The organism is SAR324 cluster bacterium (assembly GCA_015232315.1).
GTDB lineage: Bacteria > SAR324 > SAR324 > SAR324 > NAC60-12 > JADFZZ01.
The window spans coordinates 58732-78746 of record JADFZZ010000008.1 but is presented as its reverse complement, the minus strand read 5'-3'; the positions used below and the strand labels follow the sequence as shown (position 1 = coordinate 78746).

Annotated in this window: 17 protein-coding genes; 11 read left to right on the top strand and 6 right to left on the bottom strand. The window is 43.8% G+C overall.

What is annotated here, in order from left to right; all coding sequences use genetic code 11:
• Positions 1-9: 9 nt before the first annotated feature.
• The 9 genes from HQM11_08290 (at position 10) to HQM11_08250 (ending at position 10937) form a co-directional block, all read left to right on the top strand.
• Complete coding sequence (locus HQM11_08290) at positions 10-1242, top strand: ribose-phosphate pyrophosphokinase (GenBank protein ID MBF0351018.1); 1233 nt, start codon at positions 10-12, stop codon at positions 1240-1242.
• A 1-nt stretch (position 1243) separates the two neighbouring features.
• On the top strand, positions 1244-2176 hold the full coding sequence (locus tag HQM11_08285) for a MoxR family ATPase (protein MBF0351017.1): 933 nt from the start codon (positions 1244-1246) through the stop codon (positions 2174-2176).
• Positions 2177-2225: 49 nt separating this feature from the next.
• The gene (gene trkA / locus HQM11_08280) at positions 2226-3614 is read left to right on the top strand and encodes a Trk system potassium transporter TrkA (GenBank protein ID MBF0351016.1); all 1389 of its coding nucleotides are present in this window, start codon (positions 2226-2228) and stop codon (positions 3612-3614) included.
• A gap of 61 nt (positions 3615-3675) precedes the next feature.
• On the top strand, positions 3676-3981 hold the full coding sequence (locus tag HQM11_08275) for a hypothetical protein (GenBank protein MBF0351015.1): 306 nt from the start codon (positions 3676-3678) through the stop codon (positions 3979-3981).
• A 154-nt stretch (positions 3982-4135) separates the two neighbouring features.
• Positions 4136-5374, top strand: coding sequence for a cell division protein FtsA (ftsA, locus tag HQM11_08270; protein ID MBF0351014.1), 1239 nt, complete (start codon positions 4136-4138; stop codon positions 5372-5374).
• Between the two features lie 137 nt (positions 5375-5511).
• Positions 5512-7329 carry a cell division protein FtsZ gene (gene ftsZ / locus HQM11_08265; protein MBF0351013.1) on the top strand — a complete coding sequence of 606 codons (1818 nt, stop codon included), beginning with the start codon at positions 5512-5514 and terminating at the stop codon, positions 7327-7329.
• A gap of 409 nt (positions 7330-7738) precedes the next feature.
• Positions 7739-8587: a hypothetical protein gene (locus tag HQM11_08260; GenBank protein ID MBF0351012.1), complete on the top strand. Its 849-nt coding sequence runs from the start codon at positions 7739-7741 to the stop codon at positions 8585-8587.
• On the top strand, positions 8587-10338 hold the full coding sequence (locus tag HQM11_08255) for an FHA domain-containing protein (GenBank protein ID MBF0351011.1): 1752 nt from the start codon (positions 8587-8589) through the stop codon (positions 10336-10338). Before HQM11_08260 ends, HQM11_08255 begins: the two co-directional genes overlap by 1 nt.
• Positions 10339-10343: 5 nt before the next feature.
• Complete coding sequence (locus HQM11_08250; protein MBF0351010.1) at positions 10344-10937, top strand: HD domain-containing protein; 594 nt, start codon at positions 10344-10346, stop codon at positions 10935-10937.
• 52 nt (positions 10938-10989) lie between these two features.
• Here the strand turns inward: HQM11_08250 and HQM11_08245 are convergent, their stop codons facing one another.
• The gene (locus HQM11_08245) at positions 10990-11859 is read right to left on the bottom strand and encodes an EamA family transporter (protein MBF0351009.1); all 870 of its coding nucleotides are present in this window, start codon (positions 11857-11859) and stop codon (positions 10990-10992) included.
• A 191-nt stretch (positions 11860-12050) separates the two neighbouring features.
• Between HQM11_08245 and HQM11_08240 the strand changes: the two genes are divergently transcribed.
• Both HQM11_08240 and HQM11_08235 read left to right on the top strand, forming a co-directional pair.
• Positions 12051-13385, top strand: a complete 1335-nt coding sequence (locus HQM11_08240; protein ID MBF0351008.1) for a cyclic nucleotide-binding domain-containing protein — start codon at positions 12051-12053, stop codon at positions 13383-13385.
• Between the two features lie 15 nt (positions 13386-13400).
• Complete coding sequence (locus tag HQM11_08235) at positions 13401-14306, top strand: response regulator (GenBank protein MBF0351007.1); 906 nt, start codon at positions 13401-13403, stop codon at positions 14304-14306.
• 40 nt (positions 14307-14346) lie between these two features.
• Here the strand turns inward: HQM11_08235 and HQM11_08230 are convergent, their stop codons facing one another.
• The 5 genes from HQM11_08230 to HQM11_08210 form a co-directional block, all read right to left on the bottom strand.
• Entirely contained in the window at positions 14347-14928 is a 582-nt protein-coding gene (locus tag HQM11_08230; protein ID MBF0351006.1) for a YceI family protein, read from the bottom strand.
• A gap of 29 nt (positions 14929-14957) precedes the next feature.
• On the bottom strand, positions 14958-16508 hold the full coding sequence (locus tag HQM11_08225) for a long-chain fatty acid--CoA ligase (protein ID MBF0351005.1): 1551 nt from the start codon (positions 16506-16508) through the stop codon (positions 14958-14960).
• Positions 16509-16812: 304 nt separating this feature from the next.
• Positions 16813-18390, bottom strand: coding sequence for a GMC family oxidoreductase (locus HQM11_08220; protein MBF0351004.1), 1578 nt, complete (start codon positions 18388-18390; stop codon positions 16813-16815).
• A 39-nt stretch (positions 18391-18429) separates the two neighbouring features.
• Positions 18430-19077: a TetR/AcrR family transcriptional regulator gene (locus HQM11_08215; protein MBF0351003.1), complete on the bottom strand. Its 648-nt coding sequence runs from the start codon at positions 19075-19077 to the stop codon at positions 18430-18432.
• A gap of 217 nt (positions 19078-19294) precedes the next feature.
• A complete protein-coding gene (locus HQM11_08210; protein MBF0351002.1) occupies positions 19295-20014 on the bottom strand; it encodes a hypothetical protein in 720 nt (239 codons plus the stop codon).
• Between the last annotated feature and the right edge of the window lies 1 nt (position 20015).

Below are 20015 nucleotides of genomic sequence, written 5' to 3'. Positions count from 1 at the left end.
ATGGACCCTATGCATAAACAAATTCTCGTGTCAAATGTGAGTGACGCTTCATTCGCCTTAGGTATTGCGCACAGCCAGGGACAGTTCATTGATATTTCAGATCTGATCTCACTCAAAACTTTCGCCAACAAGGAATTTTGTCCACGATTTCTTCTGGATGGCGTCACTGAAGAAAATCTGGGTTATGGGCTGAGAGGTACTTCTGTGTATATCATCTCGACCGCCTCGCCACATTACAGTCGTGATGAACTGGCAATGCGCAATTGTCTGATCGCCAATGCCGCCAAAGAAAACGGTGCTGAATTTGTCGCACTGGTTGAACCTGATTTGTTTTATTCCGCACAGGACAGAGGGCCCCGCACCCTGGATCATCCACAGGTCATTGATTTTGAGTCCAGAAAAAAATTTACCGGCCAACCCTGTTCCGCGGAATTATATGCCCATTTGCTGAAAACCTCAGGGGTGGATCTGGTCATGACCGTCCACAATCATAAACCAGCGGTAATGCGGCATATTTATGAAAAAACCATAGGGAACGCCAACAACCCCGCACAACGATGTTTTATCAATCTGGATATTGCCGCGCTTGTAGCTAATTATATTTTGCGCTCCGGATTGGTTCGACTCGGAAATTTTGGCGAACATGTTGGTTTTGTAGCACCAGACCGTGGAGCTGAAGACTTTGTAAAGAAAGTCAGAGAATACACAGGCCTGAAAAATTCAGTGCAGGTGACTATTGAAAAAACACGTCATGGTCAGCGCGAAGTGGAATTAAATATTGCTGATGATGTGGAATTGCTGAAAGACAGGGATGTGTTTATTCTGGATGACATGGTTCGAACTGGTGGGACTATTGCGGCCAATATCAATCTGTTGAGCGACAATCCCAAATCAAGGCCTGCCAATATCTTTTTTTACTGCACTCATACCTATATTTCGCCTGAAGGACGTGAAAATCTGAACAATCCCAAACTCACCCAGTTTATTACCACCAACACGATTCCAAATATTCTCAACCGGGATGATCAGGGACGGTTACGCAAAAAAACCATTGTGCTCAAAATCGAGAAATGGATCGCCAGCGCGATTTCTCAATGCTTGAGTTCTCCCCATCACGATCCTGATGAATATTATGGGTTGTCAAGTGTTCCGATGGCCGGTTCCTGGTATGATGCGGATATTTCATCGAAAAACCCTGTCCATCATTCCCCGAGGGTTTCCCAATATGAAATGATGATCTGATATGCCTGTTCCATCGGCCTCATTCCAGAGCCTTCAGACAATCCAGTTGCAACTGGAAACATGGTTCGGACGTCCGTCACCTGTGATCCGGTATTCGGTGGCGTCTATTCTGGCCGGAGGTCATGTGCTGCTGGAAGACATCCCCGGTGTTGGTAAAACGACTTTTGCCTACATGCTCAGTCAGGTCCTGGGACTTCAGTTCCAACGTATCCAGTTCACATCAGATTTGATGCCATCTGATATCCTGGGTGTAGAAATTTATCATAAAAATTCCGGATCGTTTGAATTTCAGCCAGGACCTATTTTTCGTCAATTGATTCTGGCCGATGAATTAAACCGTGCCTCTCCCAAAACACAGTCCGCTCTGCTACAGGCCATGACGGATGATTTTGTGGATATAGGCAATCATCGCCATCCTCTTCCTCAGCCATTCATTATCATCGCAACTCAAAATCCGGTCAGTTTCGCGGGAACGTACCCTCTTCCTGAATCTCAACTTGATCGTTTTCTGGTCAGATTGTCTTTAGGCTATCCGCCTGCAAAGGTGGAAAAACACCTCCTCCGTAAAGCAAGCTTTCATGCCGGGGATATCCCGGAGCATGAGCATGCGATACAACCGCTGGATGTGATGAGACTTAGACCTTGTGTGGATGAAGTTTCTGTGTCTGACGAACTGGTGACCTACATGCATCAATTGATAGAACTCACCCGCTCGCATTCAAAAATCAGGATGGGAATCAGTTTACGCGGTGCCTTGATGTGGATGCGGTTGTGCAAAGCATTGGCACTATGCTTCCAGCGGGACTATGTCATACCGGATGATATCAGAAATTCTTTCATTCCAGCCAATCAGCATCGGTTAATATTTTCCAGACAGGAGCACGGAGAGCCTGTGATGCTGGAAATTCTGGACTCTGTTCCGTTCCCTATATAAATAGCGAAAAAGACAGGGTTATGGTTGAACTTACTGACAAAATGGAACTATGAGCGCAATTAAAAATATATTGGTACTGGGGTTAGGTGGTGTCGGCTTGCATGTCGCCAGACGCCTGGTTCATGAAGGCTATTCTGTGACTGCGATTGAGCAAAGTCAGGCGTTGATCCGCTCTGCCAGTGACAGTCTTGACGCGAGAATTATTCATGGTAGCGCTCTGGATCTGGGATGTTGGAAAGCGGCTCGTGCAGAAAAAATGGACCTGATCATTGCCGCGACTGATAATGATTCGCTGAACATGATTTCTTCACTGATTGCTGAACGTTTTGGTATTTCAAAGAAAATTGCCAGAGTCCGGTCCCTTGATTTTGGTGAAAAAGACTCTCTATTATCAACACAGGATTTGAAACTGGATTTAATGATTCACCCTGAAGAACTTGTTGCCCAGGAGATTTCAGGATTGATCCGGCGTACCGCGGGGAATGATGTGATTGATATTGGCGATGGACAAATCAAGGTGTTTGCCTTAAAAGTCAGGGATGGCTCACCACTGATCCACAAATCCATTGATGAAATTCAAAAATCAAATGCCGATCTGCCATTTCGTATCATTGTGATAGCAAGAGGTATAACATCGTTGATTCCACCTCCGGACTACACGGTCTTACCCAATGATCAGGTATTTATACTGGTCAACGGAGAAAATCTGCCCAGATTCATGTCCCAAATGGGCATTGAACAGCGTCATATCTATCGGATGATGATTCTTGGTGGTGGAATGGTCGGAAGGCGTGTTGCGGAGTTGTTACAAAAAAATGTGGATATCAAAATTATCGAAAAAGACGCGGATCGCGCAGAATTGTTGGCCTCTGAGTTGAAAAACACACAAATTCTGAATGGTGATGGAACTGATGCCAATGTACTGATCATGGCAGGACTGCTTGATATGGAATCCTTCATTGCGACAACCGGTGAAAATGAAACCAATATCGTAAGCTGTCTTTTGGCAAAGCATTTAATGAATAAACAGAATCGTGATCCTCGCGGCACACAGGGTAAAACCATCGCACTGGTGAACAAGGAAGACTATCTGGTGCTGGCAGCAACGATTGGTCTGGATGTCGCGTTGAGTGCCAAAATTTCAGCGGCCAACGAAATTCTTAAATTCATCAGACGCAGTGAGTTTTTATCAGTGGCACATCTTCATGGTGTGGATGTGGAAGTGGTTGAACTGGAAGCATCCGCCAAGTCCGCCATTACCAAAAAACCCGTCAGTAAATTTTCTTCATTCGGTGAGCAAGGTGTTCTGGTGGGTGGTATTATCCGGAATGATCGGTGGCATCTGGCGACCAGTGACACTCAAATCGAAAGTGGCGACCGTGTGATCATGGTCTGTACATCGTTGGCACTGAAAGAAGTACAGAAAATGTTTTATTGAAAGACCGTTACATTTTGAAAAAAATCAGGAGATGAGCCATTATTCAGCTTTGAACTTACTCATGGCAATACTACTGTTCTGTAGCAGTTGCGCAGCGGATGTAGCCTTTCAGTATCCGACGGAACAAAACGATGAAGTTATCCATTTGTGTAAGCAGGTGGTCCAGCGTGGTACCCGCCGTTTTTTTGTCAAGGGTGGAAAGATTACGCCCTTTCGCCCCGGCAAGGAACAAGTCGCTATTCCTGCCATGCAGGCCAAACTGCCTGATGGAGAATACTATTGTGGCCGCTCAGATCTCAGAAAAGCACCCTGTGCTCAAGGTGAAACCCAGCGTATTGATGGGGGTGTTTGTTCTTATCAAAGATGATTTGAATATCAAAATTCCATTCACTTTAAAAATGCAACTTGCAATTTGTTAATAAACCAATGATTTTTGAGAAAATTTCTTGTTATATCAAAGCTTCTTATGCTATAGGCCTATTAAGGTTTGTTTTTTTCCATATTTTTTGTGAGGAGCATGGATGCCATCACGTAAAAATAATAATAATATCGTTGTAGGTCTGGACATTGGAACTACAAAGATTTGTGCCATTGCTGCTGAACTTGACAGTAAGGATATCCTTAATGTTATAGGCGTTGGAACCGCAAAATCCGAAGGTTTGCGCAAAGGGGTGGTTGTTAACATTGAAAAAACGGTCCAGGCCATTAAAAAGGCTGTGGAAGAATGTGAGTTGATGTGTGGACAACAAATAACCTCCGTTTATGCTGGAATTGCCGGTCATCATATTAAAGGACGAAACAGCCATGGAATGGTCACCGTCCATCATAACCGGACCATTACCGAAGAAGACATTCGGCGCGTCATTGATGCCGCCCAGATCCTTATTCCCAATGATCGGGAAGTTCTTCATATTCTCCCCCAGGAATTCATTGTAGACGATCAGGATGGAGTGCAGAATCCGCTCAATATGTCCGGAACCCGTCTGGAAGTGAATGTTCATATTGTCACAGGCTCTGTGACCTCAGCCCAGAATATTATCAAATGCTGTAACCAGGCAGGACTAGATGTTGAAGATATTGTGCTGGAACCACTGGCATCAAGTCAGGCCGTCCTGAGTTCTGATGAACAGGAAGTGGGCGTGGTTCTGGTGGATATTGGTGGAGGAACTACGGATATCACAATTTATTCCGAGGGAAGCATTGTTCATACGGCTGTTCTGGCATTGGGTGGAAATCATCTCACGCATGATATTGCCATTGGTTTGAAAACTCCTCTGGCTGAAGCTGAAGAACTCAAACATAAATATGGTGTCGCAATGACATCCATGGTGACCCCCGAAGAACTCATTGAAGTGCCAGGGGTCGGTGGAAGAAAAAACCGAACTATTCCTAAAATTGTTCTGGCAGAAATCATTGAAGATCGGTTCAGGGAAATTTTTGAGTTCATCGCCCAGGAAATAGAAAAATCACAATACAGAAGCGTCATGGCTTCCGGTGTGGTTATTACTGGTGGTACCTGCATCATGACTGGTGCGGATGAGTTGGCCTCTGATGTGCTGAATCTTCCGGTTCGTGTTGGATTCCCTGAACATATCGGCAAGTTGCAGGAATTGATCTACTCGCCCAAATACGCCACAAGCGTGGGACTTGTGCGTTATGGCCTGAACAGTCAGAGCAAATTACGTTTTTCCGGTGATGAATCAAATTTGTTTCATAAAGTTTCCCGGAGAATGAAAGACTGGTTGCATGAATTCTTTTAGATAAAAATTTTCAATTTATTTTTGAATATCAGCATAAAACAAAGACAGTTTGTTACATAATCAACAAATTTTTTCTCAACAATCAAAGAATAAGAAACTTTAATATAACAAAGGGGATTATGGTTGGATTCGCAAATATGAAACCAGTAATTGAAAATGATGACCCGGTCATTAAGGTCTTTGGCGTCGGTGGCGGTGGCGGCAACGCAGTGAATCGCATGGTTGATTCAAAAGTCGCAGGAGTGCACTTTATAGCGGCTAATACAGATCTGCAGGATCTGAAAAAATCAAAGGCGAACTTTAAATTACAACTGGGGGCTGGCAGTACCAGTGGCTTAGGTGCCGGTGCGAAACCTGCCGTAGGTCACAAAGCGGCAGAAGAAAGCATGGGCCAGATCAGAGAATATGCTGAAGGCGCGGATATGATCTTCGTAACAGCCGGAATGGGTGGCGGAACAGGAACAGGGGCCGCTCCAGTTGTTGCACAAATCGCACGGGAAATGAAAGCACTCACCGTTGGGGTGGTGACAATGCCTTTTAAATTTGAAGGCCCTCAGCGTAGAAAAAACGCAGAACAGGGAATTGAGGAATTGAAGAAGTATGTGGATACACTCATTGTAATCCCTAACGATAACCTCTTGGGAATGATCACCAACCGAACTTCCATGGAAGAAGCTTTCCGGCTGGCCGATGATGTGTTGCGTCAGGGAATTCAGGGGATTTCAGATTTGATCACCTCTAATGGTGTGGTAAATCTGGATTTTGCTGATGTTCGAACGGTTATGGAAAATAAAGGCAAAGCTGTGATGGGAACAGGCATTGCGTCTGGTGAAAATCGCGCGAAAAAAGCGGCTGAGAAAGCCATTCATAGCCCACTGCTCAGTCACTGTAAAATCACAGGTGCCCAAGGGATTCTCATCAATGTGGTAGGGAATGAAAATCTTTCTCTGCATGAAATCAATGAGGCGACTTCTTTTATTCAACAGCAAGCTCATGAAGATGCTGAAATTATCTGGGGAACATCTATCAATCCTGATCTTTCGGATCAGATCATGATCACTGTTATTGCGACCGGTTTTCCGGATAGCCCTGTGGATATTGCGGCGACCCCTCATGTTTCTGTAAAAGAAAAAGTTGCTGTAAACTTGCCCGGAGGTTCATCCTGGTCACCAGCCGTTTCAACGGCACGCCATCAAAGCGTGCCATCACAGGAAATGTCATTCGCGTCAAAATCAGCCATTCAGCCTGGTCCAATGACAGATACTCAGGCAAAAGGTTCGCTATCGAGAACTGACACAGTGATGAATACGCTGAAAAATCCTTTGCTTCAGCCCCTGGAACAAATAAAAAAAGAACAACCAGCTATTTCGCCTTTGGGAAAAAACACTGAGGCTTTGAATTCAACATTATCTCCTCGAGAAGGGTTCTCACCTCAGTTGACTGCAAATGTTCAGCAGAAAACAATCCAAACCGGCATGCAGTCTGAACAAAAAATAATTGAGCCTCCAGTAATGATGGTCAAGGATGAAGAAGATGGCCCTCAACCAGAAGATATGTCTACTCATACTGTTAAATTGACAACTGTTCGTGAGATTGGGCGTCAACTGGCACAAGAATCAGGCGTTGCCAAATCAACAACAGAGCAGAATAAAAAAGTTGAACTGAATCAAACAAAAAGAACAGTTGCCCCGGACGTTCCGGAAGAAAAATTTTATTCAGTTGATTCTGAGTCTGAACCAATGTCAGATCATTATCAAATGTCTCAAAAAGAAGTCCCGGAAAGTGCGACTTCCAAAGAAAAAGCTCCTCAGTGGAAACCTGTTACAACCCGAGGATATGGACTTGAACGGGATATTCCCTCCTTTGTGAAGAATCAGGATCCACATAAACTGCTGAATAATCTTGATATTCCGGCTTACGTTAGAAAGTTGTTGCGCAACCAACTTTCTAGTTGAGCATTTTATAAATAACTTGTGGTTTTGGGCAGTATTTTTTACCTACTGCCTGTTGTGGAAAGATGGAGAAGGACGATCTTTCTTTCCACAGCTCCAAAGGATTCCCTCCTGAGATCCTCCCGATATTGCAAACAGCATTTATCCTGACAGAACGGCGAATCCTGTTTTGTTAACCCGCAATACAGGCAGGAGTTGAATCATTGGGTTCATGTGTGGTTGATGCCACAACATGAATATCACATCCTGCTCTTTTTCTGTGAATTGTTGTTACCATTGAATGCAGTATCAAATCCGATGGTTGAGTATTTTTTAATCTTCTGATGCCTGACAACAATTGTTGAAAAGATATTTTGCTCCAGTTTTTGTGATAAAAACTGTGAGTTGAAACTGAAACGCCTGAAATTGATTTATGCGGACACAAAGAATTTTGACTACAATCCTGATTGGCACTACAGCAGGTATTTGCGGGTGGTTGTTGTTTCAATTGCTGGCCTATATCTATTTGGACTACCCTCTTCCATTTCTGGATTTATTTGTGTATCAGGGAATTTTTACAGGTGCCGGATTAGGCGCTTTTATCTATGCCAAAGACGCGTTTCTTAATCAGAACTGGTCTTTGGCCCGACGCAAACTTTTGTTGGGAAGCATACTGGGGCTAGTGATTGCCCTGATCGCATTTACATGTGCTCAGAGTCTCCTTGCTTTTTATGTTTCTGCGTCAGTGGTCCGCGTGATTGCCTGGACTCTGTGGGCGACTGGTATCGCTTCATTTACAGGTTATTCACGTCCATTAACCCGGCGTTTCTTCTTGCAAACGCTTAATGGTGCATTGGGTGGATTGTTTGGCGGAATTTTTCTGGAAGGGTTTCTCCTGATTCCTTTGGAAAACCTTAGCAGTTTTTTGGGTATTGTCGTCATTGGGATATGTGTTCCTTTTTTTATGGCGATTGTAGAGATCTTGTTATCAAATGCGTATTTGAAAGTACTCAACGGAGAACAGGAAGGTGTGGCGTTTTTTCTGGACAAAGATCAATTTTCAATTGGTTATGATTATGCGAATGATATTGTGCTGACAGGCTATTCAGAGGTTTGCTCACAACATTCACGCATCATCAAACAGGGACAACAATGTATTCTTCAGAATGCTCAAACCGGGGGACAGGTTCTTATCAATTATCGTTTGGTCAATCAGCAATCCATGAAAAGAGGAGACATCGTTAAAATTGGAACAGCGTTACTGCAGTTTTGTGAGTTATAATGATGGATTCTTTAAATCGGGCCATTGGACGGGTGGCTTTGGGTCTCGTCCTGGTCTGCGGAGTTGTCCCCTGGACATTCGCAGATTCTTCATTTTTTTCCACACCGCAAATTGTTGCGGTTGATTCGATCAATGGTTATGCGGGAGGTCTCCACCATGTGTTTATGGAGGCTGTCGATGACACGGGTGTGGCCTTGGAAGGGGTTAATGAGGAGAGTGTCGCCTTAAAAATCAACGGGACCTTTGCTCCTTTTCGTCAAATGGTTTATCGCAAACAGTTATTTGACCTCAACACGGCGCTCCTGATCAATCTGGACCTGAGTGATGATACGACGGGACAGGTTATTAACTCAGCCAGCAGATTACTCATTTCCAAAAAATTGAGTGGTGATAAACTTCTCCTGAATTTCAATGGCGCTGAATCAGGTCCCTCGTCTTTTTATGAAGACCGGGGAGAATTATATGTCCAGTTCCAAAAAAAAACTTATGGGGTCTCCCGACGAGAGTCTTTCATTGACTTTCTGCTCAGTAATATTCCTTCCTTTCCCCATGCAGTCAATCGTCGACAATGGTTGATTGTCATTTCAGAAGATATAGATCCACCGACTCCGGAATTCATGAATCAGTGGGAGAAATCGCGAGACCTGCTAAAGGACAATAACATCACTCCGTTGTATGTTGTTCTTGGTGAAAATGCCGCAAACGGATGGCTGTTTAATTGGAGTCAAAGCACCAATGGTCAGTTTGTTTCGATAAACTCCATTTCCGAATTACCAGTCGTGATGGATAAAATTATCAATAAACTGAGAGGGGAATATGTGCTGTCGTATCATCTCGGGTTTCTTGGAAACAAATCTCATGATCTGGAAATCATTCTCAAACACAAGGAACAGATTTATTCGATGAAGTCCAGAGTGAACGCAACGCCGGTCTGGCCGGTTTCGCCGACACCTGTTTCCATCGTGATCAGCCTGAGTGGTCTGGTGCTTTTGTTTGTGGGCGTTTTTGTCAGAACCAGGATTGTTCAATCCAAGCTGAATCATTATCTTCAACCAACCTTTCAAATTTTAACACCGGGTGAACATGATCAACTGATTCCTCTGGAACAGAAACTTTATACCCTGGATTTTCTTACAGAAATCAATACCCGGACAAATTTAAGACTTTCGGCAAATCTGAATAAAGTCAACCTGTCTCCTCAGCAGAATACCTTTTTGCTGGAAGACAAAAATTACAAGAATGCTTTGCTGATCAATAGACGCAGAATTCATCGAACCTTGCTTCAAGATGGTGATATTCTGGATATTGGAGAGATGACACTGCTGTTTCGAAATCCGGTTTCTCCCATGACATCCACGGAAGAAGCACCGGTTGAAGTTTCGTTACCTGTGTATCGAAGCAAGGCAAGGGGGCCCATACGCAAAGGAATTCCTACCCTTGTCAGTGAAAACAACCGGCATGAATATTTTCTCATCCGCAGTGTTATTTTTATTGGTTCTTCTGACATGAATGATCTGGTCCTGAAAGGAAATGACGTCTCGTTGAAACATGCAAAAATAGTCCGGATTGGTGGCCAATACAAAATTCAGAATCTAAGCCATAGTCAGGAAGGAACCCTAGTCAACAATCGCCGTGTTGAGCATCGTTTCCTCAGAGATGGCGATGAAATTGCCATAGGGATTTTTCGATTTAAATTCAGGATTGGATTGAACAATTCTCCAAAAGCAGAAGCCTCTAATGACACTGCATGACAACCATGCAGATCAAGAGCGATATAAAGCCGGATTCGCATCAACACGATTCAGTCTGGCTTCAGTTTTATTTTGAAATCAACCGCCTCAAACTGCTTTATCGTCAGGGATGGCTCAAACGTGGTATCCCGAAAGAAGTCTGTGAGAGCGTTGCCGAACATTCCTTTGGCCTTGCATTGATCGCACTATTGCTGGCATCTCAGTCCCCCACTCCGCTCAATCTGGAAAAAGTTCTCACATTGGCATTGATTCATGACCTGGGTGAAATTCATGCAGGAGATATCACTCCTGTGGATGGAATTCTCTCATCTGAAAAATATCAACTGGAACTGGCTTCAATTAAAAAAACCTTTGAAAAACTTCCGAATGGACAGAAATATATTCTGTTGTGGGAGGAATATGAGTCAGGTAAATCACCTGAAGCAGAATTTATCAGGCAGATTGACCGTCTTGAAATGGGATTGCAGGCCTGTGTTTATGAATGGCTGGAAGGAAATGATCTGACTGAATTTATGAAATCCGCCGAAAGTGCTCTTGAACTCCCCCCACTGAAACAGATCATGGACGACATCTACCGTTCACGCCCAACGTCCTTCTAAACGTTCCTGTTCAACTCAAAAAGCGCAACAATGATTTGGCTTTCAATTTGAGCTATCGCTGACTCTGAAAAGCGATCAGGATGATGCCGGAAACCATAATGACTGCGGCTATAAACCTTTTTTTGATTTGGGGTTCATTGAAAAAAAGATAGCCCCAGAAGACACTCATGAGGATGCTTGTGCGTTTGACCGCAATCATATACGAGGCCAGTGTCAATTGAATGGCAATCAAACCGGAAAATGAGGCAATCACATACAACAACCCAATGGTCGTCAATTTTTTCCAGTGAATCAGCGCTGTTGAAAACTTTTTTTTTCGCACCACCAGCAGTGTGAGCGCAATCACCAGAAACGTATTGACCGCGACACCCCATGAGATGGTTGATGTTCGTTGGACACCGATTTTGTCAATGTTCGCCAGAACGCTAAGAATCAGTGCGACCAGCAACATCAATCGTGTGCCTTTTTCATGAAATACAGCAGTGATTGGCGCAAGATAACCATCGGACCAGTTTTTCAGATGAAGAACATAGGAGCCTGTAACAATCAGACCAATTCCTGCAATTCCCAGAGGGCGTGGGAATTCACCCAATAGCAGGGGGGACGTGAGCAGCATCAATGCTGGAGTGAATGACAGCATTGGGATTGTCAGGGAAATATCCGAAAGCTTGAGAGCCTTGAGTGATAAAAAAGTTGCCAGCAGATTCATTACGCCTGAAATCATCAGTATTCCTGTTGCTTCCATGTTCCATCCCGGAACGCCAAACCAAAACAAGGACATCAACATAAACGGCCATGCCGCAAGATTCACACACCACAATAGCAGAATTTCATCCAGATCCTGATGCAGCAACTGTTTCTGAAATACCTGCATCAGAGAAACACAGAGTGCGGTCAGCAATGTGAGAGGAAGCCAGAGCATAAACTGAAACAAAAAGGCAGGAAAATGATGTGTCGATCACACTGGGATGTAGAGAATCTCCAAATTTTTTATAAGGATGCCAGCAATTTCAGGGAGACGCAAAATAAAACAATATCTGATAAAAAATTGACCTCATTAAAAAAAACTATTAAAGACTACTGAATATGTAACTCTTGAATTGGTGGAATTTTATGTCTGATTTTGATGAACAGTTGTTTGAGGACAATATTGAAATCGCGGAATATTTAAGCAGTTCCAGATTGTTCAATCCTCTGCCGGGACCCATTCTTCAAAAACTTGCGAACATCTCCCGAATTACCAAACATCCTCCAGGAGATGTGATTTTGAAAGAAGGTGAAGTCAATTCCAATGTCTACTTCTTAATTCGGGGTGGCGTAGGTGTTTACGCCAGCAATGAATATATTCTCAGTCTGAAACGCATGGGAGATGTGTTTGGAGAAATGAGCATCATCAGCCATAAACCCTGTGCAGCAACAGTGATAACTGAGGTCGCAACAGATTTATTTTCCATTAGCGCCAAAGACATTGGTGAATATGCACAGGTTTCAGATGATCCCCTGAAAAATGTGCTGTTTCGTGTTTTTGCCATGATTCTTACCGAAAAACTGGCCATCACGACCCATAAGGCCAAACACTTTGAAGAGGCCAATGCGGAACTCACTAAAATCAAAGAAGAACTTCAAAAAAACAACGAAATTCTGCAACATGATATTATTGAAAAACAAAAAACCGAACGTGAGTTGAAACAATCCCATGAAAAACTTTTGCTGGCACATCAGGAACTCACGCAGGCTCAAAGTCAGTTGATTCAATCTGCAAAACTGGCCTCCATTGGAGAGCTTGCCTCCGGGATTGTTCATGAACTGAATCAACCTCTTTCGTATATCCTGACCAATGTGGAACTGGAACTTCGCAATGGGACTGAGTTGAATCAGCAAACGGCGTATGAAACGCTACAACTCACCATTGAAGGGATTCACCGAATGATGAAAATCATCAATCATTTGCGTAATTTTTCAAGGAAACAGGAAACTCATTTTGAGTCGCTGTATGTGGAGGAAGTGATTGATTCGAGTTTTATCTTGCTCAAAGAACAGTTTCGTCTGGCAAATATTGAATTCGAAAAAAGTTATGCGGAACCAGCACATCAAATCACTGGGGATCGTCACCAGTTAGAACAGGTATTTGTCAATCTTTTCACAAATGCCCATGACGCAATAATGCCTAATGGTCATGGGAAACTAACCATCAGTACTGAATTCAAGCAAAAAACAAATAATCATGGAACTGTATTGATCAGCGTAACAGACGATGGCCATGGCATTCCGGAAAAGATTCTAAAGCATATATTTGATCCTTTTTTTACTACCAAAGATGCTGGCACAGGAACCGGTTTGGGACTATCTATCAGCTATAATATTATCCAGCATCATCACGGTGAAATTACTGTCAAAAGCAAACCAAAACAAGGAACCACTTTCGAAATCAGTCTGCCATCAACATAAAATAGCGAGCTCTCCATGTCTTTTATCATTACCGCATTGATTGTGGATGATGAACCAAATATCTGCAAAACGTTATCCCGTGTGATACATTCACTCAGTCCTTATCCTGTGAAAATACTCGAAGCGGAAAACGGAAAAGTTGCTCTCCAGTTAATGGAAAATCAGGCTGTGGATATGGTGATTACCGATGTCAAAATGCCTGTGATGGATGGCCTTACATTGTTAAAAAAAATACGTATCAAGAATAAAGGAATCCCGGTCATTGTGACCAGTGCTCATGGAGATGAAAGTATCATTCTGGAAGCGCTGCGTGGTGGGGCAACCACTTTTTTCAGAAAACCATCCAGCCTGTCTGTCATTGAAGACACACTCCGTTCAGTATTCGGATTTATCCATGAACAAAAAGCACTTCGTATCAATTATGAAAATCTGGATTATCTGTGCTGTGAAATGCATCTTCAGAGTGATATCACTTTGATGGCAAGTACCAGCCAGTGTCTATTACAATATTTCTATAATTCACACTACATCTCTCAGGTCGTATCCATCCAGACGGTATTTTATGAATTGCTAGCCAACGCCATTGAACATGGTAACTGGGAAATAAATGGAGAAGAAAAACGATTAGCACAAACAGAAGGCAACTGGGATAAGCTAGTGAAAGAAAGAACCCAAAATCCTCAGTATCTTGAACGACAGGTGCACATTAGATTAGAATATACCCCCATGGAAGCAACCTTCACCATTACAGATGAAGGCAACGGTTTCGACTGGCGTCAGATTCCTGATGCATTCTCTGAGGACGCAATTTTGTGGGAAAACGGAAGAGGACTGATTCTGTCAAAAATATATTGCAAATCATTGAGTTATAATGACAAGGGGAATGAAGTCACATTTGTCATTGCCGCACAGAAGGATTGATGGATCTCGCCAACAATAACTTCTGTGCCACGATGATGTCTTATTCCAACTCAGCAACGATATTAAATTTTACCTGAAACTCATTCTGCACCTTGATGCTTCCCAGCAAAACACTGACGGGTTTTATTTTGAAATCAGTCTGCTTCAACATGATCTCACCAGCGATTTTCATCTGGTTTGCTTCTATGTCAACATGGACCGGCAACATCACTTCACAGACATTGCCCTTGATGCAAATACTGGTTTTGACAGAAAGTTGGGGAAGTTGGCCGGATACTGACAGGGAATCCAGAGACATGGTCGGAAATTTTCTAGCGTAAAGAATATCTTTATCCAGCATGATTTCCGTCGTTTTTTTTATATCCCGATCAGAAATTTTGCTGGCAAAATCTGGCCCTTCTTCGCGCCGGAACTGTTCTGAATCCACATTAAATGTTGAGACAGGAATGGTGACACTGAGTCCGGATTTGCCAATATTTTGCGCATCATAACGAATCATGCCGTCAAGGTCTGTAATCACCATCACATGGTTATGGGCCAAGGGCGACAAGAGTGTTGCTTCTTTGTACAGCAGAAGACGAATCTGGCTGCTGTCTTTGGAAATTCTGTAATTCTGTGTCATGTGAATTCCTGTCAGATATCTGGTTGGTGTTATTGAGTTTTCAATTCTTTTTTAAGAATCTTGCCTGTGGCGGTCATCGGCAGCGTTTTGCAGATTTCCACAATTCGGGGATATTTATAATCTGCCATGCTTTCCTTGGACCATGCAATGATCTCTTTAGGAGTCAATTTTGCACCCTCTTTCAGGACTATAAAGGCCTTGATCTCCTCACCCATTTTAGGATCAGGCACACCAATCACCGCAGTCAGTGAAATTCCCGGGTTGGTCATCAGGACTTCCTCAATTTCACGGGGATATACATTGAAACCACCACGAATGATCATGTCTTTCACGCGGTCTACAATATAAATATGTCCTTCCTTGTCTTTTTTTCCGAGATCCCCAGAATGAAACCAGCCGCCTTTCATGACTTCAGCAGTGGCTTCGGGGCGATTGAGATAGCCTTTCATTACATTGTGCCCACGAATCGCGATTTCTCCAACCGTTTCTGCGGGCACTTCATTGTCTTCAGTATCCACAATTTTGACATCAACGCCCCAGACCGGTGTTCCGACAGAACCGGGAATGCGTGTGTGATGCATGTGATTGAAAGTGGCAATTGGAGATGTTTCTGACAAACCATAGCCTTCCAGAATGGGCACCTCAAAAAAATCTTCAAACTGCTTGATGATTTCCACTGGAATCGCCGCGCCACCTGACGCACACAACCGCAGGTGTTTGGCATCCCGGACTTTCTGAACTGCGTCTTTCTGTGGATGATTCAGCAAGGCCCAATACATGGTAGGAACACCACAAAATATATTCACTGCCTGTTTTTCAAGTAATTCCAGCACCATTCCCGGTTCAAACCTTGGAACCAGCACCAGTTTGTGAGCGCAAAGGATTCCGGTATTCATCTGGACAACCTGTCCGAAGGAATGAAACATTGGTAACACAATCAATTGTGTTTCCCCTCTTGGTGTCTGTAATAAATCTCTGGCGACAAAGGTATTCATCATGAGATTGACATGACTCAGTTCGGCACCCTTTGGATTTCCTGTTGTTCCTGATGTGTAAAGAATAACAGCAGAGTCTTGAGGCGCTGTGGAAGCAGTTTCCGCAACAGGTGACGGATCTTTCATGAATTGTCCCAACGTAGTGGCACCTTCAATAGGTGACGCTGCGGCAGGATCAGGAGTCATCAAGATGAAATGGTTACAGGTTTTGACATTATTGAAGGCCTTCCAACCCCATTCACCCATCGGGAGTTCAGGGGTACCGGAAAAGCAGAAATAGGCTTTGGCTTCAGAATCTTTTAAAACATATTCAATTTCCTTGTCTTTAAGCAGGACATTGATGGGAACCACCACTGCTCCGGCTTTCAAAATGCCGTAATACGCCATGGGAAAATAGGGAAGATTGGGGCAGGTTAACGCGACTCGATCTCCTTTTTTGATTCCAGCCTGAAGCAAGCCGTTTGCGATTTTATTGGCAGCACCATTGAGTTGGGCATAATTGAAGGTTTTGTCACCCAGCACAAGCGCGGTCTGCAAGGGAAACTCGCGGGCGGATGAGTCAAGAATTGAGGCCAGATTCAGGATATTGTTGGTGGCTGGTTTGGGTACTTCTTTTGCGGGTGCCTGTGGTTTCGGGGTTCTTACTGAAGGACGTCCCAGCAATTCACCCAGCGGTTGTTTCAGTTTTTCTTCAACATCAATGCCCGGGAATAATTGCTTTAATCTGTCCAGACCCCATTCGATCGCTTTAGTACGAGTTGTTTCATCTTTGAAAACTTTAAGATTTATCATGATTTCTCCTATTGGGAACTTTCGATTGTGTTTAGAATACGTGAACTGATTTTATAAGCAGTACGATTCATGAATTTACGCCAGATTAGAAATCTGGTTATTTAGCCGGAATCTTACTCATGGCATGTTCCGACAAGGCGGTGATGGTCAGGGATGGATTGACTCCGGGATTGGCCGAAACCATAGAACCGTCACAAACCATCATGTTTTGATAACCAAAGACCCGGTTATATTTATCAACCACACCTTCTGCCGCGTCTTTTCCCTTGATGGCTCCTCCCAAAATATGGGCGGTCGTGGGAATGCCCAACAATGTTTCGTTGAACAGGACCTGTGGTTTTCCATTAACAATACTGGCAAATTTACCCGCGATTTGTTCCGCTTCGGGAATAAAGGAACTCGGGGCGGGGCCTTCTACCAGAGAAGTCATCATCTGACCAAACGGTGCCAGGGATAACTTCAGTTTGCTGTCCAGGGTCTGCATGAACAGCAGGATCTGTGTTTGTTTTGACCAGTCATTCACAGACATGACTTTCAGATTTTTCAGCGGATGCCGAAGATAGTCCATTCCCAGTTTTCCAAACCGTTTCAAGGGATTTTTCTCATAAACCATAGGGATGAGCAATAACCGCCAGAACCCATTGCCCGGAGCATAGCGGACAGGTTCGACATGGCTGTTATCATCGGTATGCAGGATGGAACCAATGGCCACTCCTTTGGAAAAAGTGGCGTTTTTGTCAGTAGAGGTGACCGTGACCAGGCTTTCAGAATTGGTACGAATGTCATGTCCCACCTTTTCAGAAAGGCGTGGCAGGGAGGTTTTTTTTAATTTCAGTAGCAGTTCATTGGTTCCAAGAACGCCACCTGAAAAAACAACGCCTTTGCAGGTGAATTCCTGTTTATCCTTTTTTAATAAATTGATGGAGTTTTCACATTTAACCTTGTATCCAGTGGATCCGTCGGCTTCATCCAGTGGCACCACATCATACACCTGCGTTTCAGCCTGAATTTTGGCTCCTTTTTTCTGGGCCAGATACAAATAATTTTTATCAAGGGTGTTTTTTGCGCCGACCCGGCAACCGACCATGCAACTGCCACAAAAATTACATCCTGTCCGTTCTGGTCCTTCTCCACCAAAATAGGGATCTTTCACTGTTTTCTCCGGTTTTCCAAAAAATACGGCAACATTTGTAGGGCCATAATGAGCTTCCCGCCCCATGTCTTTCGCGATCCGCTCAAGAACTTTATCGCCTACCTGCATTTCCGGATTGGGCGTGGCACCCAGCATTTTCAAGGCCAGGTCATAGTAAGGTTTTAATTCTTTTTCCCAGTCCCCCAGATGAGCCCAGGCACCGGTTTTATAAAATTTCTCTTTTGGCACAGGCAACGTATTGGCATACACCAGCGAACCACCGCCAACGCCCACCCCGGAAAGAATGGAAACATGCTGAAACAGGCTCATTTTGAAAATTCCATAAAACCTGGCGGCCGGCATCCACATCCAGCGTTTCAGATCCCAGTTGGTTTTTGCGAAATCCAGTGGTTTGTACCATTTTCCTTTTTCAATCACCAACACGTTGTAACCTTTTTCAGCCAGTCTCAATGCTGAAACCGATCCACCGAAACCACTGCCGATCACGATATAGTCATAATCATATTTCTGTTCTTGTTTCATAGATGTCTTCATATTAATCCCTAATTGTTTGGCGTGAAATCAAGGGGTTAAACTCCCTTTCCACAAGCGACTCAGTGCTTCTTTTAAATCTTTTTCAAAATTAAAATCAATCACTATGCCGACCAGTTTAACGGCGGGGAGTGCCGTAGACACAGGCTCAGCCAGTTGCCAGAACCCCACCATCAAGGCATAACTGCTGAGTAGCAAATGAAACCCTTGTCCGTTTTTCAGAGTTGGAAACACACGCTCAATGGAGCGTCCACCTTTGTAGACCCGTTTTGCGATATTACGTTGATAACGGGAAACTGCTTTGGGGGAAATCTTTGGTTGCAGGACTCCATAAAATATATTGGTCAGATGAAGCACATAGGGTCTGTTCAACACATATTGATACAGCACGGAAACAACCTGATCCACACTGACCTCATTGGGTGCGCCCTCCAATACTTTATCAATTTCGTCCAGCCATTTTTGAACTTGTATTTCCAGCAATGAAAAAAATATTTCTTCCTTTGTCTTGAAATACAGATATACCGTCCCCTTAGCCATACCAGCCTGTGTGGCTATGTCCTGTACGGCTGGAAGATTGGGGCCATTGTCTTCCAGTAATTTCTGTGCCGCAGAAAGAATCTCCTGACGACGCTCCATTTTTTGTTCGTCCTGAATAGCCCGATGTTGAATCTTCATACTTTTGTCCGATAAATGACTTGGGGTCAGTTGATACCCTGAACGGTAAATGACCCTGAGTCATTTGTCAATAAAAAAGAACTCACAGGGTTGAACTGACGTGTAATTTCGCAGGGCGAAATCCTTTCAGTTTTTTGGTTTGAAGACCTGATCGCCGGCCAACATCAACAAGCGTTACGCTGAAGGATCCTCGGTGAATTCGTGCGGATTTTTTGTGTCAGAGAGAAAAATAGTATTCCCAATACAAGGTTTGTATGAGGGAGTTGTTCAGAAAGATTTCTTTTTGCTGTTCGGAAAGTGCCGATGAATAGGAACCATAACTCAAACGGTATTGTACAACCAGACTGTTTGTTAGAAACCACGCAAAACCCGCACCACCAACCAGCGAATTTTCTTCAAAGAGTTCAGAGATACCGTCACCCAGAGTACGGAGTTGTGATAGCTGAAGTCCCATTCCCAGATGAAAATATAATGAGGTGGCAATTCGTGGCGCCCAGATATACCAGAAGTTATTCTGGATGATTTCAACCCGGTCAAAAAAGCGGTTTTTGAAAACGACACCGTTTCGGGGATCCACAATCGAGACATGCCGCGCATATTCAAAAATTCTTTCATCCCAGAGCAAGCCGATGTTATAGGCCGCTCCATTGGATTCCACATTTTTATCCTCGACGAGGTCATCCATGATCTGGAGTTGGAGATGCCTCAAACCAATTCCAAAATATCCTCCACGCCAGCGTGAAACAAGGTGCGTATGGAGAAAATCAGGTTCTCTGGTATATTTTCTGGATTCCTGGCTTCGAATGTCAATGCCGGGAGGGGGTGCGGGTTGCGCAGGTGTGGCCGATTCTGTTTCCGCTCTGAGTTCTGGAAGCAGAATGCTCAAAAACAGGACAAGCTGGAGCAGATGTATTAAGGTGTGATTCAAAGGTTTCATG

Coding starts and splice junctions, on each gene's coding strand:
- HQM11_08260 (MBF0351012.1), top strand. CDS start 7,739: ATGCGGACACAAAGAATTTTGACTACAATCCTGATTGGCACTACAGCA.
- HQM11_08240 (MBF0351008.1), top strand. CDS start 12,051: ATGTCTGATTTTGATGAACAGTTGTTTGAGGACAATATTGAAATCGCG.
- ftsA (MBF0351014.1), top strand. CDS start 4,136: ATGCCATCACGTAAAAATAATAATAATATCGTTGTAGGTCTGGACATT.
- HQM11_08255 (MBF0351011.1), top strand. CDS start 8,587: ATGATGGATTCTTTAAATCGGGCCATTGGACGGGTGGCTTTGGGTCTC.
- ftsZ (MBF0351013.1), top strand. CDS start 5,512: ATGAAACCAGTAATTGAAAATGATGACCCGGTCATTAAGGTCTTTGGC.
- HQM11_08245 (MBF0351009.1), bottom strand. CDS start 11,859: ATGCTCTGGCTTCCTCTCACATTGCTGACCGCACTCTGTGTTTCTCTG.
- HQM11_08235 (MBF0351007.1), top strand. CDS start 13,401: ATGTCTTTTATCATTACCGCATTGATTGTGGATGATGAACCAAATATC.
- HQM11_08285 (MBF0351017.1), top strand. CDS start 1,244: ATGCCTGTTCCATCGGCCTCATTCCAGAGCCTTCAGACAATCCAGTTG.
- HQM11_08210 (MBF0351002.1), bottom strand. CDS start 20,014: ATGAAACCTTTGAATCACACCTTAATACATCTGCTCCAGCTTGTCCTG.
- HQM11_08275 (MBF0351015.1), top strand. CDS start 3,676: ATGGCAATACTACTGTTCTGTAGCAGTTGCGCAGCGGATGTAGCCTTT.
- HQM11_08230 (MBF0351006.1), bottom strand. CDS start 14,928: ATGACACAGAATTACAGAATTTCCAAAGACAGCAGCCAGATTCGTCTT.
- HQM11_08215 (MBF0351003.1), bottom strand. CDS start 19,077: ATGAAGATTCAACATCGGGCTATTCAGGACGAACAAAAAATGGAGCGT.
- HQM11_08290 (MBF0351018.1), top strand. CDS start 10: ATGCATAAACAAATTCTCGTGTCAAATGTGAGTGACGCTTCATTCGCC.
- HQM11_08250 (MBF0351010.1), top strand. CDS start 10,344: ATGCAGATCAAGAGCGATATAAAGCCGGATTCGCATCAACACGATTCA.
- trkA (MBF0351016.1), top strand. CDS start 2,226: ATGAGCGCAATTAAAAATATATTGGTACTGGGGTTAGGTGGTGTCGGC.
- HQM11_08220 (MBF0351004.1), bottom strand. CDS start 18,390: ATGAAACAAGAACAGAAATATGATTATGACTATATCGTGATCGGCAGT.